Below are 25,765 nucleotides of genomic sequence, written 5' to 3'. Positions count from 1 at the left end.
ATGACCAAGTCTGACAGCAAACCGCCCCGGATGCGGCCCTGGATTCGCGTGCTTCTGGGGGCGTCCCTGGCGCTGAACCTGGCGGTGGCCGGGCTGGCGATCGGGTCGGCGATCCGGTTCGGCGGCGATCGCCCGGACCGAGCCCGCCCGCCGATGCCTTTGGGGGCGCTGATGTATCGCGCCCTGCCGCGCGAGGATCGCGACATGCTGCGCCAGCGCGACCGAATGACCCGTGAAGAACATGAGGCGCGGCGCAAGTCGGAGGCGGCAGAGCTGGACGCCGCCCTGCGCGCGGTGCCCTTCGATCCGGCGGAGGTCGAGGCCTTCGTCCGCCGCGACGCGGAGCGCCGGCAGAATTTCGACCGCGAGATGCGCGAGGCCTGGATGGCCCGTATCATCGGGATGAGCGATGCGGAACGCGCCAACTACGCCGATCGTCTGCAACAGGCGCTGACGGCGCAGGCCCGTCACCCGGGTCCGCCGCCGCACGACAAGAAAGACCGCGACTGAGGCACACATGAGGCGCGCGCTCGGCGGATGGCGTTCGGCGGTCGCGGCTCAGGCCGGGGCGGTCTGGGCCAGAGTCACCCGGTTGCGGCCGTCGCGCTTGGCGGCATAGAGCGCGCGGTCGGCCCGACGGATCAGCCGGCTGAGCGCCAGTGCCGGATCCGGTCCTGAGACCTGCGCAGGATGCCCCGGCGCGACGCCGATGCTGGCGCTGATATGGATCGGCTCCTCCACCCCCATCACTTGCATCGGTGTGTCGGACAGGCTGCGGCGCAGGAAATCGGCGGTTCTGGCTGCGGTCTCGGCGGTGCAGCGGGGCAGGGCGATCAGGAATTCCTCTCCCCCCATGCGGGCGATCAGGGCGCTGTCGTCCAGCGCCTCGCGCAGCCGATGGGCGGTTTCGACCAGAACCGCATCCCCGGCCGGATGGCCCCAGCGGTCGTTCACCCGTTTGAATTCGTCCAGATCGGCCAGCATCACCGCGAAGCCTTCGCCGCGGTCGGCGGCGGCGCGGGCGATCTCGGCCAGGCGCGGCATCGCATAGCGGCGGTTGAACAGCCCGGTCATCGGATCGCGCAGCGCCGCCTGCAGCTCATCGCGCAGGGTGGCGCGCAGCCGGTCGGCCATTGCCTTGCGCCGGATCTGCGCATCCAGCCGCAGCGCCAGTTCCTCCGCATCGAACCCGTCGGTCAGAACGTCATGGGCGCCCCGGTCCAGCGCCTCGGCGGCGAGCGGCAGATCGCCGGCCGGCGGGACCGCGATCACCGCGGTGTCGCGGGTGGCGCCGCGGGCGCGCAGATCGGCCAGCAGCCGCAGCCCGGCATCGCGGGCGGGACCGCTGAGATCGACCACCGCCGCATCGGGGCCGGGGCGCACCGGAAACCGGTCGAGATCGCCGAAGCTCATCGCCCGCATGCGATAGGGCAGCTCACGCTCCAGCGCCCGTCGCCAGCCCGCCGCGGTGGCCGTCTGATCGGCCAGCAGCACCACCTGATCGTGATCCTGCGGTTGGGCGATATAGGCCGGCGCCGGATCAGCCATGCCCGAGGGGTTGTAGCCGCGGATCGTCACCGCCGGGGTCGCCAGTGTCAGATCCTCGGAGGTGAAATGCGACCGGATCAGGCTGCGGATGCGGGCCTGCAGCAGCCGGTCGTCGAGCGGCTGGAACAGCGCCTCATCCATCCCGGCCTGCAGCGCGCGCAGCTTGGCGGGGCGGTCGTTCTGGCCGACCACGGCGATGATCGGGATCGCCGCCAGCAGCGGATCGGGTTGCAGCAACTGCCGTAGCCGGGTGGCATCGCCATCGGGCAGCGACATCGAGGTGATGATCAGATCGGGCCGGACCTTGCGCACCAGATGCAGGATGCCGGCCAGCCGGCTCGCCTGCACCACGCGATACCAGGCGGCGGAAAGCTGGACTTTCAGCATGATGCGGGTGGTTGAGACCCCATCGAGGATCAGGATTGTCCCTTGCACACGACGGCCTTTCGCATTCCCCCGGGGGGCAGAACTGTCGAAACAATTTTGGCGCAGTCTGGTTAATAAAGCGTTGCGGTTTTGCCTGGACCCCGCGTCAGGAAAGGAAAAGGCCCGGCATCGCGGGGATGCCGGGCCCGGTGATCAGCGCCGGAGCGCGTGGCGGCCGGTTAGGCCGCCTGCTGTGCCTCGGGGTCGAAACGTTCGTAGAAGGTCTCGCCCTTCTCGGCCATCTCGCGCAGCAGCGGCGGGCAGGCGAAGCGGTCGCCATAGGCGGTGGTCAGCTGGTCGCAACGCTCGGCGGCATATTCGGCGCCGATGATATCCAGCCAGCTCAGCGGGCCGCCCGACCAGGGGGCGAAACCCCAGGCCAGGATGGCGCCGACATCGCCTTCGCGGATGTCCATCAGCACGCCTTCCTCCAGTGCGCGGACGGCTTCCAGCACCTGGGCGAACATCAGCCGCTCCTGTACCTCGATCAGGTCGGGCTGCGGATCGGCCAGCGGGTATTTGTCCGCCATCCCTTTCCAGTAGCCCAGACGCTTGCCCTTGTCGTCATAGTCGAAGAAGCCGGCCTTGGCCTTGCGGCCCAGACGGCCTTCGTCCTCCATCCAGAACACCAGATCGTCCGACGGGCTTTCGGGATAGGCATTGCCCATCGCCGCCTTGGTCGCCCGCGCGATCTTGGCGCCGAGGTCGATCGAGGTCTCGTCGGTCAGCTGGATCGGCCCCACCGGGAAGCCGAGCTGCTGTGCGGCATGGTCGATCAGCACCGGCGAGACGCCCTCGGTCACCATCCGCATCGCCTCGTTCATGTAGGGGATGATGCAGCGGTTGCAGTAGAAGAACCGCGCATCGTTGACGACGATCGGGGTCTTGCGGATCTGGCGCACATAATCCAGCGCCTTGGCCACCGCCCGGTCGCCGGTTTCCTTGCCCTTGATGATCTCGACCAGCAGCATCTTCTCGACCGGCGAGAAGAAGTGGATGCCGATGAACTGGTCGGGTCGTTTCGAGGCCTTGGCCAGTTCGGTGATCGGCAGGGTCGAGGTGTTGGAGGCGAAGATGCACTCCTCGGGGATGATGGCCTCGACCTTCTGGGTCATCTCGGCCTTGACCTTCGGATCCTCGAACACCGCCTCGATGATCAGGTCGCAGCCCTTGAGCTGTTCCAGATCGGGGGTGGCGGTGATCCGCGACAGCATCGCCTCTTTCTTCTCCGCCGTCACCTTGCCGCGCTTCATCCCCTTGTCGAGGTACGCCTCGGTATAGGCCTTGCCCTTGTCGGCGGCGGCCTGGTCGCGGTCGATCAGAACGACCTCCATGCCCGCCTGGGCCGACACCAGCGCGATGCCCGCGCCCATCATGCCGGCGCCCAGCACGCCCAGTTTCTGCACCCGTTGATCGGGCACGTCCTTGGGCCGCACGGCGCCTTTTTCCAGCGCTTCCTTGTTCAGGAACAGCGATCGGATCATGGCGGAGGACGACGGGTTCATCAGCACGTTGGTGAACCAGCGCGCCTCGATCCGGAGCGCGGTGTCGAAATCGACCAGCGCCCCCTCATAGACGGCAGACAGCAGCGCCTTGGGCGCGGGAAAGGCGCCCTTGGTCTTGCCGTTGACCATGGCGTTGGCGCCGACGAAGGTCATGAAGCCCGCGGGATGATAGGGGGCGCCGCCCGGCATCTTGTAGCCCTTCGCATCCCAGGGCTTGACCAGATCGGCATCCTTGGCCTGCAGCACCCAGTCCTTGGCGGCGGCGACCGGATCGGTGGCGATCTCGTCGATCACGCCGGCGGATTTCGCCTTGGCGGCATCGACCATCTTGCCTTCCAGCAGGAAGGTCGAGGCACCCATGGCGCCCAGCTTGCGGGCCATGCGGGTGGTGCCGCCGGCGCCGGGGAAGATGCCGACCAGGATTTCCGGCAGCCCGTATTTCGCCTTGGGGTTCTCGGCCACGAAGATGCGATGGGTCGCCAGCGGCAGTTCCAGACCGATGCCGGCGGCGGTGCCGGGCAGGGCGGAGGCGATCGGCTTGCCGCCCTTCTTGGTCTTCAGGTCCATGCCGGCGAGCTCGATCTTCCGCAGCAGCCCGTGCATCTGCATGATGCCGTCGAACAGGCCCTGGGCGGGGTTGTCGCCGGCGTCTTCCTTCATCTTCGCCAGCAGGTTCAGATCCATGCCGCCGGCGAAGGAGCCGGGCTTGCCGGAGGTGATGACGATGCCCTTCACGGCCTCATCGGCCAGGGCGTCGCTGACGCAGGCGTCCAGCTCGGCCAGACCCGTGAAGGACATCACGTTCATCGACTTGCCGGGCACGTCCCAGGTGATCAGGGCGACGCCGTCGGCGTCCTTGGTCATTGTGAATTCGGTCATGTTTCGTCTCCGATCTGGTCAGCCGTCAGCGGGCTGCCGTCCTTGCGGGTAAAGTTCGCGCCCTCGGCGCCGATCTTCACCATCACGTCGATATCGCTGTAATACGCGGTTTCGGTTTCGGTGCGCGTGCCCACCACCAGAAAGCTGGCCGGCACGTCGGTCCTGTTGACGAAGTGGTGGCCGTTGGCCTCCCCCGCCTTGAAGGTGGCGCAATCGCCCGGGCGCATCTCGGTCTCGCCGTCGTTCTCGATCAGGGTCAGCACCCCTTCGGTCACCATGGCGAATTCGTCCTGCTGCATGTGGTAGTGGCGCAGCGAGGATTGCGCGCCGGGCTCCAGCCGGACCAGGTTCACCCCGTATTGGGTGAGCCCGCCGGCGTCGCCCAGCCGCTGGCTGGCGCGCCCGGCCACCGCGTCGGCAAGCTTGCCGGCGGGGTAGATCGAGCCCGTGCGCCAGGGGATCTGTGTCAGGTCCAGCTTGGGCATCACACCCGCTCGATGATGGTGGCCGCCCCCATGCCCGAGGCGATGCAGAGCGTGGCGAGACCCACTTCCTTGTCCTGGCGTTCCAGCTCGTCCAGCACGGTGCCGATGATCATCGCCCCGGTGGCGCCCAGCGGGTGGCCCATGGCGATCGAACCGCCGTTGACGTTGACCTTGGAGGCGTCGACATCGAAAGCCTGCATGAAGCGCAGCACCACGGCGGCAAAGGCCTCGTTCACCTCGAAGAGGTCGATGTCGGAAATCGACATGCCGTTGTCCTTGAGGATCTTCTCGGTCACCGGCACCGGGCCGGTCAGCATGATGGTCGGATCGGTGCCGATCTTGGCGGTGGCCTTGATGCGGGCGCGCGGCTTCAGACCGTATTTCTCGCCGAATTCCTTGTTGCCGATCAGCACCGCGGCGGCGCCGTCGACGATGCCGGAGGAGTTGCCGGCATGGTGCACGTGGTTGATCTTTTCCAGGTGCGGGTATTTCAGCAGCGCCACCTTGTCGAAGCCTGGCATCTGTTCGCCCATCATCTGGAACGAGGGGTTCAGTGCGCCAAGGCTCTGCATATCGGTGCCGGGGCGCATGTACTCGTCACGGTCGAGGATGGCGAGCCCGTTCTGATCGCGCACGGTGATCACCGATTTGGCGAAGCGGTTGTCGTCCCAGGCGGCCTTGGCGCGGCGCTGCGATTCCACCGCCAGCGCATCCACCTCCTCGCGGGAGAAACCGTATTCGGTGGCGATGATATCGGCCGAAATGCCTTGCGGCACGAAATAGCTGTCCATCGCCAGGCTGGGGTCGACCGCGATCGCGGCGCCGTCCGAGCCCATGGCGACCCGGCCCATCATCTCGACGCCACCGGCGATATAGGCCTCGCCGGCGCCGCCCTTCACCTGGTTGGCCGCCAGGTTCACCGCTTCCATGCCGGAGGCGCAGAAGCGGTTGATCGCCAGGCCAGGGATCGATTCATCGAGGTCCGAGGCCAGCACCGCCGACCGCGCCAGGCAGCCGCCCTGTTCCATCACCTGGGTGACATTGCCCCAGATCACATCCTCGACGGCATGGCCGTCGAGATTGTTGCGCTCCTTCACCGCGTTCAGCGTCAGGGCGCTGAGCCGCAGCGAGGTCACCTCGTGCAGGGCGCCGTCCTTGCGGCCCTTGCCGCGCGGGGTGCGCAGCGCGTCATAGATATAGGCTTCGGTCATGGTCTTCTCCTTATGCGCGGTCCGACGGGTTGCCGGGCATCAGATCATAGGGGTGTTTCCAGCCGGGCTGTTCGGAAAGCCGAGAAAGCCAGGCGTCGATATGGGGCCAGTCGGCCCGGTCGAACCCGAAGGGTTCGGGATAATAGAGATAGCCGCAGCAGCTGAGATCGGCATTGGTGAGACCGTCGCCGACGATCCAGTCGCGTCCCTCCAGATGGGCATTCAGCACCTGATAGGCCGCCTTCAGCCGGCCCTGGGAAAAGGCGATCACATCGGCGTTGCGGTGCTGCTCGGGCAGGAAGTTCATCAGGAAGCGGGTCATGCCGGCCTGGGAACTGAGCTTGTGGTTGTCCCAGAGCACCCAGCGCAGGACCTCGTATTTCTCCGCCTGGGTGGTGCCGCCGAACTTGCCGGATTTGTCGGAAACATATTGCTGGATCGCGCCCGACTGGCTCAGCCTGAAATCGCCGTCCACCAGCACCGGCGCCTCGCCCAGCTCGTTGACGGTTTCGCGATAGGCCGGCGTGCGGGTCTCGCCGTTGAAGAAGTCGACATAGACCGGCTCCCAGTCCAGCCCGCTCAGTTGCAGCGCCAGAGCTGCCTTGTAGGAATTGCCGCTTTCGCCGAAGCAGTAGAGTTTGATGGTCATGTCAGATATCCTCCCGTTGCGCCTGTGACTGCTGCCGGATTTGAGTATTTGGGCAGAGAAGAAGCAAGGGCCGGGGTGCCCGGTAACGCAGTGTCACGTGCGGCTCTGCACCGGGGAGCGGCGCGCGCGCCCGGTATCCTCTCTGCTGAAATACTCTCGCCGGAGGAACCCGCAGCGGGCCATCCGGCCGGCCGCTCATGCGTGGCGCGCCGCGCATCGCTCAGCGTTTCCTCGCGTCGAGCTCGGCGTTGAACCGGCGCAGCCGGAACGCCAGCTCCTCCGGATCGGTCACTTGGTCGAAATTCTCGAACAGGAAAGACAGCGCCTCTCCTTCGTCGAGCCCGGCCTCGGCGGCGAAGCTGCGCAGGCGGCGAAAGCCGTCTTCGGTCATCGCGACGGGGAAGCGGCGGGTCAGTCGGAAGCGTTTCGGCATGATCTCCTCCCAGAGGTCCGACAGGGCGGGGTCCGGCGGGGCCAGATCCGACAGGGCCAGATCCGACAGGGCCAGTTCCGACAGGGTCAGAACCGGCAGGGCAGGGCGCGCCGCGATCAGGCGCGCCCCACCGGGATCAGAACAGCTCTGCGTCCAGGCTCATCACCGGGTCGGCGCCGCTTTGGATCCGCGCCAGGTGCAGTGCCGTCGCCGGCAGGCGCCGCGCCATGTAATAGCGGCCGGTGGTCAGCTTGGCGCTGTAGAAATCCGGGTCCGAGGTGCCGCCGTCCAGCGCCGCGCGGGCGGCCTTGGCCATCCGCGCCCACATCAGCCCGAGGCAGACATGGCCGAACATGTGCATGAAGTCATAGGAGCCGGCGAGCGCGTTGTTGGGGTTCTTCATGCCGTTCTGCATGAAATACATCCCCGCCGCCTGCAGGTCCTTCGACGCCGTCTTCAGCGGTTCGATGAAATCGCGGTCATAGGCCTCGTCCGCGCCGGCGCTCTCCTTGCAGAAGCTCTTCACCAGGTCGAAGAAGGCCATCACATGCTTGCCGCCGTCGGTGGCCAGCTTGCGGCCGACCAGATCCAGCGCCTGCACGCCGTTGGCACCCTCGTAGATCATCGCGATACGGGCGTCGCGGGTGTATTGCGACATGCCCCATTCCTCGATGTAGCCATGGCCGCCGTAGACCTGCTGTGCCTGCACCGTCATGTCGTAGCCCTGATCGGTGAGGAAGCCCTTGATCACCGGGGTCAGCAGCGAGATCAGCCCGTCGGCGTCCTTGTCCTCGGCGCGGTGCGCCTGGTCGATCAGCGTGGCGCCCCAGAGGATGAAGGCCCGGGCGCCTTCGGTGAAGCTTTTCTGATCCATCAGGCTGCGGCGAATGTCGGGGTGCACGATCAGCGGGTCGGCCGGGCCGTCGGGGTTCTTGACGCCGGTGACGTCACGGCCTTGCAGCCGGTCCTTGGCGTAGATCACCGCGTTCTGATAGGCGGCCTCGGCCTGGGCCAGGCCCTGCATGCCGACGCCCAGGCGGGCCTCGTTCATCATGGTGAACATGGCGCGCATGCCCTTGTGTTCCTGACCCAGCAGGAAACCGGTGGCACCGTCGTAGTTCATCACGCAGGTGGAGTTGCCGTGAATGCCCATCTTCTCTTCGATCTTGCCGACCGAAACCGCGTTGCGCTCGCCCAGGCTGCCGTCGTCATTGACCATGACCTTCGGCACGATGAACAGCGACACGCCCTTGATGCCCTCGGGGCCGCCGACGATCTTGGCCAGCACCAGATGGACGATGTTCTCGGCCATGTCGTGGTCGCCGGCGGAGATGAATATCTTCTGACCGGTGATCTTGTAGCTGCCGTCGGCCTGCGGCTCCGCCTTGGTGCGCATCAGGCCCAGATCGGTGCCGCAGTGGGGCTCCGTCAGGTTCATGGTGCCGGTCCATTTGCACGACACCATATTGGGCAGATAGGTCTGTTTCTGCGCGTCCGAGCCATGCGCCAGGATGGCGCTGGCGGCACCGTGGGTCAGGCCCTGGTACATGGTGAAGGCCTGGTTGGAGGCCGAGAACATCTCGCCCACCGCGGTGGACATCAGATAGGGCAGCGCCTGACCGCCGAAATCCTCGGGCATGTCCAGCCCCGGCCAGCCGCCGTCCTTCATCTGTTCGAAGGCGTCCTTGAAGCCGGAGGGGGTATAGACCACCCCGTTTTCCAGCCGGCAGCCCTCGGTATCGCCGACCACGTTCAGCGGGTGCAGCACCTCGGAGGAGAGCTTGCCGGCCTCTTCCAGCACCGCGGCGGTGAAGTCGCGGTCCAGCTCGTCATAGCCGGGGATGCCGGAGGCGCTGATGTTCAGGACGTCATGCAGGACGAACTGCATGTCCTTGGTGGGGGCGGTGTAACTGGGCATGTCGAGCCTCTCCCAAATTGTCTCGGTTTGCGTCAGAGGGGTGGGACGGGCCTATTCGGCGGCCTTCCCGGTTTCAGTCATCGACGCGATCACCCGCTCGCCCCATTTCAGCTGATCCTTCAGCTCGGAAATGGCGCTGTCGAGTTCATCGCGCTGGCGTTCCATATCGGCCAGACGCTCGCGCGCGATGTCATAGGTGCGCGAGATCTGGGTGTGTTGCTGGTCGCCGATATCGTAGAGATCGAGCAGCTGGCGGATCTCCTCAAGGCTGAACCCGAAACGCTTTCCGCGCAGGATCAGCTTCAGCCGGGCGCGGTCGCGCTTGCTGAACAGCCGCTTCTGGCCTTCACGTCTGGGAAAGAGGAGTTCCTTGGACTCGTAAAAACGGAGCGTGCGCGGTGTCACGTCGAAGGCGTCACACATTTCGCGGATTGTCATCATCTGTTCGCTCATAACTACTGTCTCTCGCGGCCTGGTTCTTCGATCTTGCATCGAGCCTCAGGTGCGACCTTGAGGGCTCGTATACAACAGGGAGTTGACGTTTACGTAACCCATACGTCACGTCACTTTACGGTGTGACGTGGGATCACGTCAATTTACGGGTTCGACCTGTACAAATGTCATTTTGTCCTTTGTTTCCAATGTATAGGACGGTGCCCCAAGGGAAGTGTAAGCGCTCGGCGGCGGCGCGGCTACCGGAAACGACCGAAAACAGCTGAATGTTGCCGAACCAAAGGGGACCGGCTGAACCCGCTTGCGGCCCGCGTCGAGTCGGGGCGGCGCCGGCGTTTCGCGGCGCCTGGCGGCAGCGGAAGGGGAGACAACGATGCTCCGCGCGCGTTCGTCGGGGGCGGTATCGCGAGGCAGGGCGGTGGCCGTCGGTCCTGACGATCCGGGGCACCGGGCGCAGGCGGCGATGGAGGGCCTGCGGCGTGCGGGGCGCTGGGCGGCCGGGGGATGGCCGATCCGGGGGCGATCCGGGGCGGGGCGTTTCGGGCGTGGCAGGACAGGCCGGCGGTGCGGCGGTGGCCCGAGGTCACTCAACCTGAAATGGAAAAAATCTTTGGTTTCAACGGGCTTCGGAGCGGATCGGTTCGGGCGGTCTGCGGCCAGTCTCGGGCAGGACGCGCAGGGGCAGGCCCAAGCTCTGGCCGCGCGGGCCATGGCCCGGGCGAATCGCCCGGCCAAGCGGGTGGCGCTCTCAGCGCCCGGAGGCTTCGGCGAAGCGGCAGAGCGCCCGTCCTTCAGGCAGTGCGGATGGACAGGCGCAGGAACGTCACGTCAGAGCTGGTCGAGCGCCCGCAGGGTTTCCGCCCGCATCTCGGTCAGTTCGTCCAGCGCCTCGTCGATCTGCTGACGCTGGGTCTTCAGTTCCTTGAGCTGCCGGTCGGCCATTTCGATGAAGGCCTGAAGCTGCGCTTCCGTGCCCTCATTCTCATAGATCAACAGCCATTGGCGAATCTCTTCGAGCTGGAAGCCGAATCTGCGGCCGCGCATGATCAGGATCATCCGCGCCTTTTCGCGCGGCCCGTAGAAGCGGGACCTGCCTTCGCGCTCGGGGCTGAGCAGCTCGATATATTCGTAATAACGCAGCGTACGCGGAGTCACGTTGAACTCAGCGCACATTTCCTTGAAGGACAACCGCGGATCGGACATTGAACTTTCTCCCTCGCGGCGCAACTTATGGCGGCGCCGGGGCGAGCGCAATGGCCGCGCTTGCCTTGGGGGAGGGGCAGACCCTAAACAGAGACGACCCACAAGCAGGAGATCACCCCCTTGGCGGATAAGGTCAAAATGGCACAACAATTCATCCAGGCCTTGCCGCACGCGCGCGCGCTCGGGCTGCAGCTGACGGAGATCGGCGATGGCCGGGCCGTCATCTCGATGCCCTATGACGCAGCGCTGATCGGCGATCCCAAGACCGGGGTAATTCATGGCGGCGCGGTGTCGGCGATGATGGACACCTGCTGCGGCGCCGCGGTGATGAGCCATCCCGAAGCCCCCGGCGCCACGGCGACCATCGGGCTCAGGATCGATTACATGCGTGCCGCCACCCCGGGCCAGACCGTGACCACCACCGCGACCTGCTATCACGTCACCCGCAATGTCGCCTTCGTCCGTGCCGTGACGGTGGACGAAGACGCGGATCGCCCCGTCGCCACCGCGACCGGCAGTTTCACGGTGGAGAAAAGCTGATGGCCCGTCCCAGACCCGAACCCGTCCAGGTGGTGAAACAGCGCCGCGATGCCGCGCTGAAGGCGCTGGTCGAGGCGGTTCCCTATATCAGCTTTCTCGGCATCACCTTCGACCGGCGCGGCGATGAGCTGACGGCGGTTCTGAACTATGACGAACGGCTGATCGGCAACCCGCTGCTGCCGGCGCTGCACGGCGGGGCCACGGCGGCCTTTCTTGAGGTCACGGCGATCATCACGCTGGGCTGGTCGCAGCTCTGGCCGCAGGTGGAATCGGGCAGCATTGCGCTCGACGATCTGACCGCCGGAAACCTGCCGCGACTGCCCAAGACCATCGATATGTCGGTCGACTACCTGCGGTCCGGCCTGCCGCGCGATGCCTATGCGCGGGCGCGGATCAGCCGGTCGGGCCGGCGCTATGCCTCGGTCCACGTCTCGGCCTGGCAGGATCAGCACGACAAGCTCTTCGCGCAGGCGACGGGTCATTTCCTGATGCCACGGCCGCCCCAGGCATGAGCATGTCTTCGGCGCCGGGCGGCGCGCTGACCAACCGGCGCATCCTGCACATCGCCCTGCCGATCGTGCTGTCGAACATCACGGTGCCGATCCTGGGCGTGGTCGATACCGCCGTGGTCGGACAGATGGGGGCGGCGGCCCCGATCGGCGCCGTCGGGCTGGGGGCGATCATCCTGTCCGCGGTCTACTGGATCTTCGGCTTTCTGCGGATGGGAACGGTCGGGCTGACCAGCCAGGCGCTGGGTGCCGGCGAACGCGGCGAGGTCACCGCGCTGCTGCTGCGGGTGCTGCTGATCGGGCTGTCCGCCGGTCTGGTGATGATTCTGCTGCAGGTGCCGATCTTCTGGGCCGCCTTTCGGCTGGCCCCCGGCAGCGTCGAGGTCGAAGGGCTGACCGCGACCTATCTGCAGGTGCGGATCTGGTCCGCCCCGGCGGCGATCGCGCTATTCGGCATCAACGGCTGGCTGATCGCGCAGGAGCGGACCCGGTCGGTGCTGGCGCTGCAGCTGTGGATGAACGGCATCAACGTGGCGCTGGATCTGCTCTTCGTCCTCGGGCTCGGCTGGGGCGTCGGCGGTGTCGCGCTGGCCACCTTCCTGGCGGAATGGTCCGGGCTGGTCTTCGGGCTCTGGCTCTGCCGCGGGGCTTTCTCCGGCGCCGGCTGGCGCCAGCGCGCGGCGATCTTCGACCGTGACCGCCTGGCGCATATGCTGGTGGTCAACACCGACATCCTGATCCGGTCGCTGCTGCTGGAGGCGATGCTGGTCAGCTTTCTCTTCGTCGGCGCCGGCTTCGGCGATGTGACGCTGGCGGCCAATCAGGTGCTGATGCAGTTTCTCACCTTCTCCGCCTTCGCGCTGGATGGTTTCGCCTATACCGCCGAGACGCTGGTGGGGCAGGCGATGGGCGCCCGGGCGCGGGCCCGCCTGCGCGAGGCCGCCCTGCGCAGCAGCGCCTGGGGGGTGCTGGTGGTGGTCCTGGTGGCGGCGGTGTTCGGGCTGTTCGGCGGCGCGATCATCGATCTGATGACCACGGCGCCCGAGGTCCGCGAACGGGCGCGGGAATTCCTGCCCTATCTGGTGGCGGCGCCGGTGGTCGGGGTCGGCGCCTTCATGCTGGACGGTATCTTCATCGGGGCCACGGCAACCCGCGACATGCGCAACATGATGGCGGTGAGTTTTGCCATCTATGCCGCCACCGCGGCGGCGCTGGTGCCGCTGCTGGACAATCACGGGCTGTGGCTGTCGCTGCTGGTGGGCTTCGTGGCGCGGGGCGTCACACTGGGCCTGCGCTATCCGGCGCTGGAGGCGCGGGCCGCCGCCTGAGCTTCAGGACCCGTCCCTCAAAGGCCGGTTCTCAGAGCAGGTCGAGCAGCGCCTCGGGCGGGCGACCGATCACCGCGCGACCGTCGCGGATCGCCAGCGGGCGTTCGATCAGCACTGGATGCGCGGCCATCGCCGCCATCAGCTTGGCGTCGTCGTCGGTCTTCGACAGGCCCAGGTCGCGGAACAGCTTTTCCTTGGTCCGCATCATCTCCACCGCCGGCGGATTGCCCAGGGCGGCGCGGGCGGCCGCCAGTTCCTCGGCGCTGGGGGCATCGTCCAGATAGCGGCGGATATGCAGATCGGCGCCCTTCTCCTCCAGCAGGGTGAGCCCCTGGCGCGATTTGGAGCAGCGCGGGTTGTGCCAGTATTCGATCATAGCCAGTCCTCTCTCTTGCAGCCGGTGGCCTCCGCCACCGAGGCGAAGCCATCGCGTTCCAGCAGCCGGTCGAGCCCGCGGGCGATCTCGGCCACCAGCCCCATGCCCTGATAGATCAGCGCGGTATAAAGCTGCACCGCGCTGGCGCCGGCGCAGATCTTGGCATAGGCCTGTTCGGCGGAGCCGACCCCGCCGACCCCGATCAGCGGCACCTGCGCATCGGTCAACTGGCTGAGCCGGGCCAGAACCCGGGTCGATTTCTCGAAAAGCGGCGCCCCGGAGAGGCCGCCCGTCTCGTCCCGGTGGGGGCTTTGCAGCCCATCGCGCGACAGGGTGGTATTGGTGGCGATCACCGCATCGACGCGGGTGCTCAGCGCCACCTCGGCGATATCGGCCAGCTCGGCCTCGTTCAGATCCGGGGCGATCTTCAGGAACACCGGGATCGGCCGTGCCAGGACATCGCGGGCGGCGATCACCCCCGACAGCAACGCCGCCAACGCCGCCTTGCCCTGCAGATCGCGCAGTTTTTCGGTGTTGGGAGAAGAGACATTGACGGTGGCGAAGTCCAGCGCCGCGCCGCAATGGGTCAGCACCCGGGCGAAATCGCCGGCGCGGTCGTCGCTGTCCTTGTTGGCACCGAGGTTGAGGCCGACGGGCAGCCGCCGGGGCCGGGCCTCAAGCCGGGGCAGCACCGCCGCCATGCCCTGGTTGTTGAAGCCGAACCGGTTGATCGCGGCGCGATCGGCATCCAGCCGGAACAGCCGGGGCCTGGCGTTGCCGGGCTGCGGTCGCGGGGTGATGGCGCCGGCCTCGAGGAATCCGAAACCGCAGCGCGCCAAAGCGTCCAGCGCCTCGGCGTTCTTGTCGAGCCCGGCGGCGAGACCGATGGGGTTGGCCAGATCGAGCCCGGCGAGCCGGGTCTTCAGCCGTGGCGAGGTGATCGGGCCGGGGCCGCCCACCAGTCCGGCGCGCAGCGCCTTCAGCGACAGCCCATGGGCGACCTCCGGGTCGAAACGGTGCATCAGCGCCAGCCCGGCGCGGTCGATCAGTCTCATGTCATCGGGTCCGGAAAGCGATGCTGCCCGTCGATCAGCGGCAGCGGCGCCGACCACAGCACATCGGAGATCCGCAGCGGCCGGTAGAGATGCGGAAAGAGCGCCCCGCCGCGCGAGACCTCCCATTTCAGCGCTTCGCCCATCTGTTCGGTTTCGCAGGCCAGAAGCACCAGCCCCTCGGCCCCGGCGAAATGTTTCGCGGCGGTCTCGGCCGCCTGAGCGGCGGTGGAGAAATGGACGAAGCCGTCGGCCACATCCACGGGCGCGCCAGATGTTTCGCCCGCGGCTTGCAGGGCGGCCCATTCGTCGGCGCGGAAAATCTTGTAGATCAGCATGGCGCACCTCTGCCGGGGATTGGCGCGGCGGTCAATCCCCGGCGGGGGGCTCGCGTCACATCCAGCGGGCGCAGCGGCGCTGGATCTGCGGGATGATCACATAGACCATGGAGGCGACGATGATCGGGACCATCACCAGATTGCGCTCCCAGATCGCCCAGCCCTGGGTCAGCGGCATCAGCAGATAGAGCAGGAGGGTCACCAGCGGGTAGACGCCGCAGAAGACGAAGAGCGCGAAGCGGAGCCGCGATGGTTTGCGGGTCAACTGGGGAGGAGGGGAGGACATTCGATTATCCTTTAACGAGACGGAACGTTCCGTTACTATGAGGCGAGGCAAGGAAAAGTAAAGGGGCCGCGATGCCGAAATCCGATGATCCGTCGGCGCCGGAGGAAAAGCGCCACTCGATCGGCGCGCGCCGCAACCCGGCGACCGAGGCCGCGATCCTCGACGCGGCGATCGAGATCGTGGCGGAGAAGGGCATCGCCCGTTTCAGCATGGAGGCGGTGGCGCGCCGGGCGCGGGCCGGCAAGGCGACGCTCTATCGCTGGTGGCCGACGCGGGGGGCGCTGCTGATGGCGGCCTACGAGCGGCAGAAACAGATCGGCGGTTATCCCGACACCGGCACCCTGGAAGGCGACGTGGCCGCGGTGCTGCGGTTGCTGTTCGACCACTGGGCGCGTCCCGAAGGGGCGATCTTCCGCCATATCATCGCTGCCGCCCAGAGCGACGCCGATCTGGCCGCGGCGCTGGAGGGCTATCGACGCGAGCGGCTAGACAGCCTGACGGTGCTGGTGGACCGCGCCGCCGCGCGGCGCGAGCTGTCGGGCGCGGTGTCGGGGCCGGACATGGCGCGGGCGATCATGGCGATGGCCTGGCTGCACCTGATGGTCGGGCGGCTCGATGCCGATGCGGAGGGCATCGCCCGCACGTTGGTGCGCGGCTGGGTGGCCGACACGCCGTCGCCCGGTCCGGCCGTTTGATCCGCCGCAAGGACAGGCCGCGCCGGTCGGGTAGGGTGGTCGGGCAGAATGGGCGGCGGGTGATCGGGAACAGGACCGGAGGCTGAGCGATGCAGGTCGAAGATCAGGGCAGGACGATGGCGTTTCTCGCCGATCCCGCCAGCCATGGCGGCGCGGCGGCGGTGGAGCGGATCGACACCCATATCTCGGCGATCTTCCTGGTCGGCGACCGCGCCTATAAGCTCAAGCGCGCGGTGCATCTGCCCTATGCCGACTTCTCCACTCCGGCGATCCGGCTGGCTGCCTGCGAGACGGAACTGGCGTTGAACCGGCCGGCGGCGCCGGAGCTTTATCTGCGGGTCCGGCGGATCACCCGGGGGCCTGAGGGGCTCTGTTTCGACGGGACGGGAGAGCTGGTGGATGCGGTGGTCGAGATGGCCCGTTTCGATCAGCAGACGCTGTTCGACCGGCTGGCGGCGCGGGGGGCGCTGGACGCGCCGCTGATCCGGGCGCTGGCGGGCCGGATCGCCGCAGCCCACGATCAGGCGCCGGTGGTGGTGCCGACGGACCCGGGGCAGGGGGGCGCGGCCAATATCGCTGGCGTGCTCGACATCAACCGGGCCGGCTTCGGCGAAAGCGACGCGTTCTCCCAGGCGGAGATCGACAGCCTCGACGCCGCCTTCCGCGCCGGGCTGAGGCGGCATGCGGCGCTGCTGGACCGACGCGCGGCGGCGGGGGCGATCCGCCGCTGTCACGGCGATCTGCACCTGCGCAATATCTGCCTCTGGCAGGGGCAACCGCGGCTATTCGACTGCATCGATTTCAACGATCAGCTCGCCACCATCGACGTGCTCTACGATCTGGCCTTTGTGGCGATGGATCTTTGGCACCGCGGCCTGAGGGCAGAGGCCAGCCTGCTGGTGAACCGCTATCTCGACCTGAGCGGGGCCGAGGACGGCTTTGTCCTTCTGCCCTACTTTCTGGCGCTGCGGGCGGCGGTCCGGGCCCATGTCACGGCGACGCAGGTCGCCACCGCGCCGGCGGATCGGCGCGATGGGCTCAGGGCGGCGGCGCGCGGCTATTACGATCTGGCGCTCGCGACGCTGACGCCGCGGCCGCCACGGCTCTGGGCGTTGGGTGGGCTGTCGGGCAGTGGCAAATCGACGGTGGCAGAGGCGCTGGCGCCCGAACTGGGGCCACCGCCGGGCGCCCGGCTGATCGAAAGCGACCGCAGCCGCAAGGCGATGTTCGGTGTCGCGCCGGAGACGCGCCTGCCGGAAGAGGCCTATCGCCCCGAGATCTCCGAGCGGGTCTATGCCGATATGGCGACCCGGGCCGAGGCGATCCTGCAGGCTGGCGGCACCGTGCTGGCCGATGCGGTCTATGACCGGCCCGACCGGCGGGCGGGGATCGCCGCGGCGGCGGCGCGGGCGGGGGTGCCCTTTACCGGGCTCTGGCTCGATGTCCCGGCAGAGGTGCTGCGCGCGCGGGTTGCCGCCCGGCGCGGCGGCGCTTCGGATGCCACGCCGGCGGTGTTGGAGGGACAGCTGGCCCGCGATCCGGGGCCGGGGGATTGGCGGCCGGTGGCGGCGACAGCGTCCATCGCGTCGGTTGTCGCGGCGATTCTGACGCCCCCCTGACGCGCGGAGCCGGGTTCCGCCCCGGCATCGCATCCACGCTTTGACTTGGCCCCGGCACCACGGCAAGCTCGTTCTGTCCCGACACCGACAGAGAGGATTCCGATGTCGTTTCGCCTTTTGACTTCCGCGGCCCTGATGGCGCTCAGCGCCGGGGCGGCCTCCGCCGATTACAAGCTGACCATTCTTCACACCAACGATTTTCACGCCCGTTTCGAGCCGATCAGCAAATACGACAGCGGCTGCAGTGCCGAGGACAACGAGGCCGGCAAGTGCTTCGGCGGCTCGGCCCGGATCGCCACCGCGATTTCCGACGCCCGGGCGCGGTCGAACAATTCGATCCTGCTGGACGGCGGCGACCAGTTCCAGGGCACGCTCTTTTACACCTACTACAAGGGCAAGCTGGCGGCGGAACTGATGAACCGCTTCGGCTATGACGCGATGACGGTGGGCAACCACGAATTCGACAACGGGCCGGAGGTTCTGCGCGGTTTCGTCGATGCGGTGGACTTTCCGGTGCTGATGGCCAATGCCGATATCAGCGGTGAACCGGCGCTGAAGGGCAGTGCGCTGCGGAAATCCGTGGTGCTGGAGCGCGGCGGCGAGAAACTGGGCATCATCGGGCTGACGCCGCAGGACAACCCGGAACTGTCCAGCCCGGGGCCGAACATCATCTTCACCGATCCGGTCGACGCGGTGCAGGCCGAGGTCGACAGGCTGACCGCCGAGGGCATCGACAAGATCATCGTGCTGAGCCATTCGGGCTATACCGTCGACGAGCGGATCGCGGCGGAGACCAGCGGCGTCGATGTGATCGTCGGCGGCCATTCGCATACCCTGCTCAGCGATACTTCAGACCGGGCGGCGGGACCCTATCCGACGATGATCAACGGGGTCGCCATCGTTCAGGCCTATGCCTATGGCCGGTTCCTGGGGGAGCTGAACGTGACCTTCGACGATGACGGCACCCTGACCGAGGCGACAGGGGCGCCGCTGCTGCTCGATGCCAGCGTCGCCGAAGACAGTGCCGTCAAGGCGCGGATCACCGAGGCGGCGCAGCCGCTGGAGGAAATCCGCAACCAGGTCGTGGCCCAAGCCGCCGCTGCCATCGACGCCGGGCGTGAAAGCTGCCGCGCAGGCGAATGTGCCATGGGCAATCTGGTGGCCGATGCCATGCTCGATCGGGTCGCCGACCAGGGCGTGACCGTGGCGATCACCAATGGCGGCGGGCTGCGGGCCAGCATCGATGCTGGCGATATCACCATGGGCGAGGTGCTGACGGTGCTGCCGTTCCAGAACACGCTGTCGACCTTCGAGATCTCCGGTCAGGGGCTGATCGATGCGCTGGAAAACGGGGTCAGCCAGGTCGAGGACGGCGCCGGCCGCTTCCCGCAGGTCTCCGGTCTCAGCTTCACCTGGGACCCGTCGAAACCGCCGATGGAGGGCCGCATCACCGAGGTGCAGGTTGCCAGCGAAGACGGTTTCGTGCCGATCGACCCGGCGGCGACCTATCTGGCGGTCACCAACAACTATGTCCGCAACGGTGGCGACGGTTACAAGGTGTTCACCGGCGACGACAAGAACGCCTATGACTTCGGTCCCGATCTGGCCGATGTGACGGCGGCCTATCTGGCGGCGAATTCGCCCTATGAGCCCTATACCGACGGTCGTATCAGCAAGAAGTAAGCCAGGACTGCCCGGCGCGTCCTGCCAGCGGGCGCGCCGGATCTGGGGTCAGGGCTGTCCCGTGTCCGAAACCCCGGGCCAGAGCGCCGGATCGAGCGTTTCGGTAAAGGGCGCGAGAATCTCCGCATAGGCCCGCCACTTGCCCACCGACCTGCGGTGCACCGGCTGGCGCAGCTGCGTCGCGCTCATCGTCAGCACGGCGGCACCGGTCTCATGCGGGCGCGCCATCTGCGCCTGCCAGTCGAGCCCGCAGTGATCGGCCAGCTGGCGGCTGGCGGCGTCGATATCCGCCGTCATCGCCTCATAGCTCAGATCGAAGATGCGATCGGGGAACAGCGCGTGCCAGCGCTGCATCATCCGGGCATAGAGGTTGAACCGGTGCCCCATGGCCCTGAGGTCATAGGTGTAGTTCAGCGCGCCGCCCTGGAACTGGCTGCGCCACATCGACAGGGCGATATCGCGCGGATCGCGGGTCAGGTGAACGATGCGGGCCCGCGGATGGGCAGCGGCGAGAAACCCCAGCAGCCGGTAATTCTCGGGCATCTTGTCGACAAAGGCGCGGCTGCCGGCGGGCAGGGGCGGGTGCTGCTGTGTCTCGAAGCTGCGGAACTGCGCCAGCTCGGTCGCGCCGATCGGGCTTTGCGCCTCGACAAGCGGATAGAAGTAGCGGCCGGCCGCGATCTGCTCGCCCAACCCGGCCACCTGCGGATGCGCTGCCAGGATCGCCTCGGCCAGGGTGGTGCCGGAGCGTGGCAGCCCGAGGACGTAGATCGGGGTGATGATCTCCTCCTCCGCCATCGCGGGCGGCAGCGGGAAATAGCCCAGCAGCCGGTCGTTCAGCGCGGTGTCGGCCTCCGGGTCATAGGGGCGCTGGCGGGCCATGTCGCGGTTGGCCTCGGCCCAGTGCCGGGCGGCGCGGGGGATGTCATCGGCCTGATCGGCGATCCGGGCCAGGGCGAAATTCAGCAAGGCCTTGTCGGCGCCGCGCGCCGGGGCGCGTTTCAGGGCCGCCTGCGCAACCGGGGCCAGAGCGGCATTCTCGGCCGGGTCCTGCAGCAGGCTGAGCTGTTCGATCGCCTGCGCATTGCGTGGATCGAGCTTGAGGACGCGCTGGTATTCCGCCGCCGCCGCCTGCCGGTCGCCGGTTTCCGTCAGCGCCGTGGCCAGGCGCAGATGCGCGCCGACGTGCCCGGGCGCCAACGCCACCGCCTTGCGCACCACCGCCAGGGCTTCTTCCTGACGCAGCTGGCGCGCCAGCGGCAGGCTGATGTTGATCAGGGTTTCGATGTTGTTGGGGTCGATGTCCAGCGCGGTCTCGAAATCCCGCAGCGCCGCATCGCTCTGCCCCATCTGGTCGCGCATCAACCCGCGCAGGTTGTAGCTGCGGGCCTGCCGGGGGGCGAGGGCGATGGCACGGCCCGCCGCCGCCTCGGCCGCCTCGCTCCGGCCCAGATTGGCCAGTGCCTGCGCCACCAGATACTGCGCGCCCTCATCTCCGGGCTGGGTGGCGCAGAGCCGTTCCAGCACCGTCAGCGCCTTGTCCGCCTGGCCCAGAAGGATCAGCGTCTGGCCGAGATTGCGGTGCGGATCGGGAAACCCGGGGTCCAGCTTCATTGCCTTCTGGAACATCGCCAGCGCCTCGCGCTGTTGGCCCAGGCCGCACATCGCCACGCCGACCAGATTGGGCAGGCGCGCATCCTTCGGCGCCCGCGCCATCGCGGCCTTGGCGCTTTTCAACGCCTGCTTGTATTGTCCGTTCATGAGGTGCGACTGCGCACGCGCCAGGGGCGTCTGGAGTGTCATGGTCTTGTTATCTAGATGTTACGCTGGCGGCGGCAATATGCCCGTTGCGCGATCGGCGGGTCCCGGCCACCCTGACGTCGGGGCCGCCCGGATTTTGGACAGCTGCAGACAGGAAGGACCGGTCCGATGTGCGGACGCTACGCCCTGACGCTGCCGGACGACGCGATGGCGCGGCTGTTCCGGGCCCAACCCTCGAACCGGCTGCCGAAGCTGCCGAATTACAACATCTGCCCGTCAGATCAGGTGCATGTGGTGATGCAGGAGGCGGGCGGCCGCCGGCTGCGGCCGATGCGCTGGGGGTTTCTGCCCTCCTGGTATCAGACCCCGACCGCCGGACCGCTGCTGATCAACGCGCGGGCCGAGACACTGGCCGACAAGCCCGCGTTTCGCGCCGCCTGCCGGCAGCGGCGCTGCCTGATCCCGGCCAGCGGTTTCTACGAATGGGAGCGGCGGGCAGAGACCCGGCTGCCTTGGTATGTGCTTCGCCGCGACGGGGCGCCGATGGCGCTCGGCGGTATCTGGCAGGACTGGGGCCGGGACGATCCGCAGCCGACCTGCGCCATCGTCACCACCGCCGCCAATCCGGTGCTGGCGCCGATTCACCACCGCATGCCGCTGCTTCTCGAACCCGAGGACTGGCCGCTCTGGCTGGGAGAGGCGGGCCACGGCGCCGCCCGGCTGATGCGCCCTGCGGCCGAGGAGATCCTCGTCCGCCACCGTGTCGGGACGGAGATCAATTCCAACCGCGCCGAAGGGCCGGGGCTGATCGAGGAGCTGATCGAGCCCTTCGATCCGGAGTGATCGCCGCCGCTACTCTTCCACGCGGGGGGACCGTGTCTCGGGCGTCTTCAGCGGCGCCCGGCTCAGGGCATTGCCGGCCATCGTGGCCTTCTGCATCAGCCTGAGCAGCACCGCCTGCTCTTCGGGCGACAGGCCCGCCAGGATATCCGGCTGCAACGCCTCCACATGCGGCCGGGCCGCCTCCAGCAGCGCCGCGCCGGCCTCGCTCAGGCTCAGCTCCTTGGCGCGGCGGTCGGTGGCCGAGGTGCGCCGCACCACCAGCCCACGCCGGTCCAGCCGGTCGATCACCTTGCCCAGGGTGGCGCGATCATAGGCGACCAGCCCCGCCACCGTCGCCTGGTCGATGCCGGGATGGTCGTGAATCGCGCTCAGCGCGGCATATTGCACCGAGGTCAGCGACAGCCCCGCCGCCGCCATCCGCTCCATGAACAGCGCGACGGAGATCTGGTTCAGCCGCCGGATCAGATGTCCCGGCATGGTATGAATATCCATTGGCCCTTTCCCTCGGCTGCGGCGCATCGTCATATCTATAGAAGCCTGTCCTCTCCAGGGGAATGGGCGCCGATCCCCGCAGCTTTGCCGCCGGGGGGAGGCGCCCTTGGGTCTTGTTCTGGTCCGAAATATCCCCGGGGGTGAATTTGCGCGGCGCGCAACCAGGGGGCGGACAGCCCCCTGATCCGCCCAGCACCCGCGCACCCCGGCGCGGGGCGCGCCAATCCTCCCCCGAGGTTACCGTGCCGGCTTCCCCTGCGGCGACCGGCGCGCTAAGTCTCGGCCATGCCAATCGCCTTCACCACGCTCGCCGACCTCTTCGCGCACGGGTTCGACACCGTGATCGATGTCCGCAGCCCCGCCGAATATGCCGAGGACCACCTGCCGGGCGCGATCAGCCTGCCGGTTCTCGATAACGAGGAACGCGCCCGCGTCGGCACGATCTACAAGCAGCAAAGCCCGTTCCTGGCCCGCAAGCTGGGGGCGGCGCTGGTGTTTCGCAACGCCGCGCATCACATCGAAACCGCGCTGCAGGGCTATGCGGGCGGCTGGCGGCCGCTGGTCTACTGCTGGCGCGGCGGGCAGCGCTCGGGGTCGTTTTCCTGGATGCTGGGACAGATCGGCTGGCGGGCCGACAGCATCCAGGGCGGCTATCAGACCTATCGCCGGCTGGTTTATCGCGCGCTCTACGATGCGGAGCTGCCCCATCGGCTTATCCTGCTCGATGGCTATACCGGCACCGCCAAGACCGATGTGTTGCACCGGCTCTCCGGGCGCGGGGTGCAGGTGCTCGATCTCGAAGGGCTGGCGGCGCATCGCGGGTCGCTGCTGGGCGAGATGGAGACGCCGCAACCCAGCCAGAAAGGCTTCGAATCGGCGCTGGTCGGTGCGCTGATGGCGCTCGATCCGGCCCGCCCGGTGGTGGTGGAGGCGGAATCCAGCAAGATCGGCGCACGCATCCTGCCGCCGGCGCTCTGGGCGGCGATGAAACGCGCGCCACGGATCGAGGTCTCGGCGCCGCTTTCGGCGCGGGCTGCCTATCTGGTGGCCGCCTATGACGACATCCTGTCGGATGGGGCGCGGCTCACCGACCGGCTCGATCCGCTGCGGGCGCATCGCGGGCATGCGGTGGTCGATGGCTGGGCGGCGCTGATCGCGGCGGGCGACAAGGCCGGGGTGACCCGGGCCCTGATGGACCAGCATTACGACCCCTCCTACGACAAGTCCCGCCGCGCCATCGGGGCGGAGGTTCTGGCCCGGGTGCAGGCCGGGCGGCTCGATGCCGCCGGCATCGATCGCCTTGCGGCGGAAGTGGAGCAGATCGTGGAGACCTGGGCGGGCTGATCCGGGGGGCTCAGGTCTGGCGGGCTCAGGTCAGGTGGATGCCGGGGGGGCCGGCCGACAGGGCGCCGATCCGGGCTGCGGCATAGCCGGCGCGCTGCAGGGCGGCGACGGTCTCTGCGGCCTCTGCTGCCGGGATCGCGGCGAGCAGGCCGCCGGCGGTCTGCGGATCGAACAGCAGGGCGCTCAGCGGATCGTCCGGCAGATCCGGTAGCAGCGCCTTGTTGTCGTCATAGAGCGTGGAGCGATGGCCGGCGCGCGACAGCTCCAGCGCACCCTCCAGCAGCGGCACGGCGGTCAGCTCCAGCGTCGCCGCCAGGCCCGAGGCTTCGCAGATATTCAGCAGATGGCCGGCCAGGCCGAAGCCGGTGACATCGGTCATCGCATGGGCGTTCGCCAGGACCTGCGCCGCGTCGCCTTGCGGTTTGGTCATCCGGTCGAAGGCCGCGGCGATCCAGGCCCCGCGCGCCGCCCCCTGCATCTCGGCCGCCATCAGCACCCCGGTGCCGATCGGCTTGGTCAGCACCAGCGCATCGCCGGGCCGGCCACCGGCGAGGGTGATCGGCGCCCGGTTCAAAAGCCCGGTCAGGGTGAAGCCGATGGTCATCTCCTCGCCCATGGAACTGTGGCCGCCGGCGATCTCGGCCCCCGCCGCGCGCAGCACGGCATCGGCGGCGGTCATGATCTCGGACAGGCTGCGGCGCTGCAGGGCAGGGGACATGCGCGGCAGGATCAGGGTAACCGTGGCGGCCTGCGGCGTCGCTCCCATTGCCCAGATATCACCAAGCGCGTGAACCGCGGCGATCCGGGTCATCGTCACCGGGTCCTCGGTGAAGGCGCGCAGGTGGTCGGTGGTCAGCACCTGCCGCTGGCCGCCGATATGCAGCAGCGCGGCGTCGTCGCCGGGCAGCGGTGTCACGTCGCGGCGCAGCCCGCCGGGCAGCCCGGCCAGCGCCGCCCGCAGCGCACCGCGCCCGACCTTGGCGCCGCAGCCGCCGCACATCGGTTTCTGTGGCAACTCCTCGGCGCCGGCGGTCCGCAGCGCGGGCGGCGCCGGCGGTGCCATTGCCGGCAGGGCGCGGAACCGGTCCATGAACCGCTGGTCGATCCGGTTCTTCCAGCGCCAGATGGCGGGGCCGGAGAACGGCAGGCCCCATTTCTCTCCCAGCGCCGACTGGCCGCCGAGCGAGATCAGCTTGAGGTAATCCTTTTGTGGCCGGTAGCGCCTGAGCGGACCCGTCTCCGACAGCCGGGTGCGCAGGTTGGCCAGTAGGACCGGCGCCTCGCGCACCGCATAGACCCCGGCCTTGGGCCGTGGTGCCGCGCTCAGGTGGGCGCAATCGCCGGCGGCGAAGATCGCCGGATCGCTGCTTTGCAGATATTCATCGACGGCGATGAACCCATCGTGCAGCCGCAACCCGGTGTCGGCGATCCAGTCATAGGGACGGGCGCCGGCGGCCCCGGTGATGAAATCGGCCGCGATCCGCGTGCCATCCGCGAGCCGCAACCCATCTGGCCCGATCGCGGCGATCTCCACCCCCTCGCGGATCGTCACCCCATGAGCGGCCAGCGCCGCCCGCAGCGGGCCGGCGGCGGCACGTCCCAGCGCCGACAGCGCGCGGGCGCGCTCGACAAGCACCAGTTCGGCCGGGCGGCCGCGGGCCTTCAGCGCATGGGCCATGGCCAGGATCAGCTCGGCCCCGGCGACGCCGCCGCCGATCACCGCCACCCGCGCCGGTCCCTCTGCCGCCAGATAGGCAGACCAGCGGCTGGCGAAGGGGCCGAGCGGCTTGGCGGGCACCGCATGTTCGGCGAACCCTGGCAACGCCGGCATGGTCGAGGTGATGCCGACATTGACCGAACAGAGATCATAGCCGATCGGCGGCCGCCCCGGCACATGGATCAGCCGTGCCGCCGGATCGATCCCCTCGCATTGGCCCAGGACCACCCGGGCGCCGGCGAAGCGCGCCAGGCGCACCAGATCGATATCGAGATCGTCGCGCCGGTAATGGCCGGCGACAAAGCCCGGTAACATACCGGAGTAGGGCGCGGTGGGGCCGGGGTTGATCACCGTCACCCGGGTGCCGGGCAGCGGGTCCATGCCCCACATCCTCAGCACCAGCGCATGGGCATGGCCGCCGCCCACCAGCACCAGATCGCGGGTCAGCGGAACCGGCGGCCTCCCCTGCATG

25 protein-coding genes are annotated in these 25,765 nt (G+C 68.1%); 9 read left to right on the top strand and 16 right to left on the bottom strand.

Annotation, left to right across the window (positions count from 1 at the left end; all coding sequences use genetic code 11):
- Nucleotides 1–510 carry a periplasmic heavy metal sensor gene (locus tag QO033_RS17795; protein WP_284482309.1) on the top strand — a complete coding sequence of 170 codons (510 nt, stop codon included), beginning with the start codon at nucleotides 1–3 and terminating at the stop codon, nucleotides 508–510.
- A gap of 48 nt (nucleotides 511–558) precedes the next feature.
- Here the strand turns inward: QO033_RS17795 and QO033_RS17790 are convergent, their stop codons facing one another.
- From QO033_RS17790 to QO033_RS17750, 9 genes are all read right to left on the bottom strand, one after another.
- On the bottom strand, nucleotides 559–1,983 hold the full coding sequence (locus QO033_RS17790) for a diguanylate cyclase domain-containing protein (RefSeq protein WP_284482308.1): 1,425 nt from the start codon (nucleotides 1,981–1,983) through the stop codon (nucleotides 559–561).
- A 170-nt stretch (nucleotides 1,984–2,153) separates the two neighbouring features.
- Entirely contained in the window at nucleotides 2,154–4,358 is a 2,205-nt protein-coding gene (locus QO033_RS17785) for a 3-hydroxyacyl-CoA dehydrogenase NAD-binding domain-containing protein (protein WP_284482307.1), read from the bottom strand.
- The gene (locus QO033_RS17780) at nucleotides 4,355–4,843 is read right to left on the bottom strand and encodes a cupin domain-containing protein (RefSeq protein ID WP_284482306.1); all 489 of its coding nucleotides are present in this window, start codon (nucleotides 4,841–4,843) and stop codon (nucleotides 4,355–4,357) included. Before QO033_RS17780 ends, QO033_RS17785 begins: the two co-directional genes overlap by 4 nt.
- Nucleotides 4,843–6,054 carry an acetyl-CoA C-acetyltransferase gene (locus QO033_RS17775; RefSeq protein ID WP_284482305.1) on the bottom strand — a complete coding sequence of 404 codons (1,212 nt, stop codon included), beginning with the start codon at nucleotides 6,052–6,054 and terminating at the stop codon, nucleotides 4,843–4,845. Before QO033_RS17775 ends, QO033_RS17780 begins: the two co-directional genes overlap by 1 nt.
- 10 nt (nucleotides 6,055–6,064) lie before the next feature.
- Nucleotides 6,065–6,703, bottom strand: a complete 639-nt coding sequence (locus tag QO033_RS17770; protein WP_284482304.1) for a glutathione S-transferase family protein — start codon at nucleotides 6,701–6,703, stop codon at nucleotides 6,065–6,067.
- A 220-nt stretch (nucleotides 6,704–6,923) separates the two neighbouring features.
- The gene (locus tag QO033_RS17765; protein WP_284482303.1) at nucleotides 6,924–7,136 is read right to left on the bottom strand and encodes a hypothetical protein; all 213 of its coding nucleotides are present in this window, start codon (nucleotides 7,134–7,136) and stop codon (nucleotides 6,924–6,926) included.
- Nucleotides 7,137–7,272: 136 nt separating this feature from the next.
- Entirely contained in the window at nucleotides 7,273–9,054 is a 1,782-nt protein-coding gene (locus QO033_RS17760) for an acyl-CoA dehydrogenase C-terminal domain-containing protein (protein ID WP_284482302.1), read from the bottom strand.
- 51 nt (nucleotides 9,055–9,105) lie between these two features.
- Nucleotides 9,106–9,507 carry a MerR family transcriptional regulator gene (locus QO033_RS17755; protein ID WP_284482301.1) on the bottom strand — a complete coding sequence of 134 codons (402 nt, stop codon included), beginning with the start codon at nucleotides 9,505–9,507 and terminating at the stop codon, nucleotides 9,106–9,108.
- 828 nt (nucleotides 9,508–10,335) lie between these two features.
- Nucleotides 10,336–10,710: a MerR family transcriptional regulator gene (locus QO033_RS17750; protein WP_284482300.1), complete on the bottom strand. Its 375-nt coding sequence runs from the start codon at nucleotides 10,708–10,710 to the stop codon at nucleotides 10,336–10,338.
- A 120-nt stretch (nucleotides 10,711–10,830) separates the two neighbouring features.
- Between QO033_RS17750 and QO033_RS17745 the strand changes: the two genes are divergently transcribed.
- From QO033_RS17745 to QO033_RS17735, 3 genes are read left to right on the top strand one after another with little or no spacing between them, the layout of a single operon-like run.
- Entirely contained in the window at nucleotides 10,831–11,250 is a 420-nt protein-coding gene (locus QO033_RS17745; RefSeq protein ID WP_284482299.1) for a PaaI family thioesterase, read from the top strand.
- Complete coding sequence (locus QO033_RS17740; protein ID WP_284482298.1) at nucleotides 11,250–11,762, top strand: PaaI family thioesterase; 513 nt, start codon at nucleotides 11,250–11,252, stop codon at nucleotides 11,760–11,762. Before QO033_RS17745 ends, QO033_RS17740 begins: the two co-directional genes overlap by 1 nt.
- Nucleotides 11,759–13,087 (top strand): MATE family efflux transporter, encoded by a 1,329-nt coding sequence (locus QO033_RS17735; protein ID WP_284482297.1) that lies wholly within the window; start codon nucleotides 11,759–11,761, stop codon nucleotides 13,085–13,087. The genes QO033_RS17740 and QO033_RS17735 overlap by 4 nt, the downstream gene beginning before the upstream one ends.
- A gap of 31 nt (nucleotides 13,088–13,118) precedes the next feature.
- Here the strand turns inward: QO033_RS17735 and arsC are convergent, their stop codons facing one another.
- From arsC to QO033_RS17715, 4 genes are read right to left on the bottom strand one after another with little or no spacing between them, the layout of a single operon-like run.
- Entirely contained in the window at nucleotides 13,119–13,463 is a 345-nt protein-coding gene (gene arsC / locus QO033_RS17730) for an arsenate reductase (glutaredoxin) (RefSeq protein ID WP_284482296.1), read from the bottom strand.
- Nucleotides 13,460–14,518, bottom strand: a complete 1,059-nt coding sequence (locus QO033_RS17725; protein ID WP_284482295.1) for a quinone-dependent dihydroorotate dehydrogenase — start codon at nucleotides 14,516–14,518, stop codon at nucleotides 13,460–13,462. The genes arsC and QO033_RS17725 overlap by 4 nt, the downstream gene beginning before the upstream one ends.
- On the bottom strand, nucleotides 14,515–14,853 hold the full coding sequence (locus QO033_RS17720) for a DUF952 domain-containing protein (protein WP_284482294.1): 339 nt from the start codon (nucleotides 14,851–14,853) through the stop codon (nucleotides 14,515–14,517). The genes QO033_RS17725 and QO033_RS17720 overlap by 4 nt, the downstream gene beginning before the upstream one ends.
- Nucleotides 14,854–14,908: 55 nt before the next feature.
- Complete coding sequence (locus QO033_RS17715; protein WP_284482293.1) at nucleotides 14,909–15,139, bottom strand: hypothetical protein; 231 nt, start codon at nucleotides 15,137–15,139, stop codon at nucleotides 14,909–14,911.
- Nucleotides 15,140–15,210: 71 nt separating this feature from the next.
- Here QO033_RS17715 and QO033_RS17710 point away from each other — a divergent pair, with 71 nt between their 5' ends.
- From QO033_RS17710 to QO033_RS17700, 3 genes are all read left to right on the top strand, one after another.
- Nucleotides 15,211–15,834, top strand: a complete 624-nt coding sequence (locus QO033_RS17710) for a TetR/AcrR family transcriptional regulator (protein WP_284482292.1) — start codon at nucleotides 15,211–15,213, stop codon at nucleotides 15,832–15,834.
- An 89-nt stretch (nucleotides 15,835–15,923) separates the two neighbouring features.
- Nucleotides 15,924–17,453, top strand: coding sequence for a bifunctional aminoglycoside phosphotransferase/ATP-binding protein (locus QO033_RS17705; protein ID WP_284482291.1), 1,530 nt, complete (start codon nucleotides 15,924–15,926; stop codon nucleotides 17,451–17,453).
- A gap of 102 nt (nucleotides 17,454–17,555) precedes the next feature.
- Nucleotides 17,556–19,136, top strand: coding sequence for a bifunctional metallophosphatase/5'-nucleotidase (locus QO033_RS17700; RefSeq protein WP_284482290.1), 1,581 nt, complete (start codon nucleotides 17,556–17,558; stop codon nucleotides 19,134–19,136).
- Nucleotides 19,137–19,184: 48 nt separating this feature from the next.
- On the opposite strand, the gene QO033_RS17695 is transcribed toward QO033_RS17700, so the two are convergent.
- Nucleotides 19,185–20,939, bottom strand: a complete 1,755-nt coding sequence (locus QO033_RS17695) for a tetratricopeptide repeat-containing sulfotransferase family protein (RefSeq protein WP_284482289.1) — start codon at nucleotides 20,937–20,939, stop codon at nucleotides 19,185–19,187.
- 126 nt (nucleotides 20,940–21,065) lie between these two features.
- On the opposite strand from QO033_RS17695, the gene QO033_RS17690 reads away from it, so the two are divergent.
- Nucleotides 21,066–21,740 (top strand): SOS response-associated peptidase, encoded by a 675-nt coding sequence (locus QO033_RS17690; protein ID WP_284482288.1) that lies wholly within the window; start codon nucleotides 21,066–21,068, stop codon nucleotides 21,738–21,740.
- Nucleotides 21,741–21,749: 9 nt separating this feature from the next.
- Here QO033_RS17690 and QO033_RS17685 read toward each other — a convergent pair whose 3' ends face one another.
- The gene (locus QO033_RS17685) at nucleotides 21,750–22,232 is read right to left on the bottom strand and encodes a MarR family winged helix-turn-helix transcriptional regulator (protein WP_284482287.1); all 483 of its coding nucleotides are present in this window, start codon (nucleotides 22,230–22,232) and stop codon (nucleotides 21,750–21,752) included.
- Nucleotides 22,233–22,517: 285 nt separating this feature from the next.
- On the opposite strand from QO033_RS17685, the gene mnmH reads away from it, so the two are divergent.
- Entirely contained in the window at nucleotides 22,518–23,576 is a 1,059-nt protein-coding gene (mnmH, locus tag QO033_RS17680) for a tRNA 2-selenouridine(34) synthase MnmH (protein WP_284482286.1), read from the top strand.
- 25 nt (nucleotides 23,577–23,601) lie between these two features.
- On the opposite strand, the gene selD is transcribed toward mnmH, so the two are convergent.
- Nucleotides 23,602–25,764: a selenide, water dikinase SelD gene (gene selD, locus QO033_RS17675; RefSeq protein WP_284482285.1), complete on the bottom strand. Its 2,163-nt coding sequence runs from the start codon at nucleotides 25,762–25,764 to the stop codon at nucleotides 23,602–23,604.
- Between the last annotated feature and the right edge of the window lies 1 nt (nucleotide 25,765).

Origin of the sequence: Pseudodonghicola flavimaris (genome assembly GCF_030164425.1) — a bacterium.
GTDB classification, from domain to species: domain Bacteria; phylum Pseudomonadota; class Alphaproteobacteria; order Rhodobacterales; family Rhodobacteraceae; genus Pseudodonghicola; species Pseudodonghicola flavimaris.
This window is presented reverse-complemented; position numbering and strand designations above follow the sequence as displayed.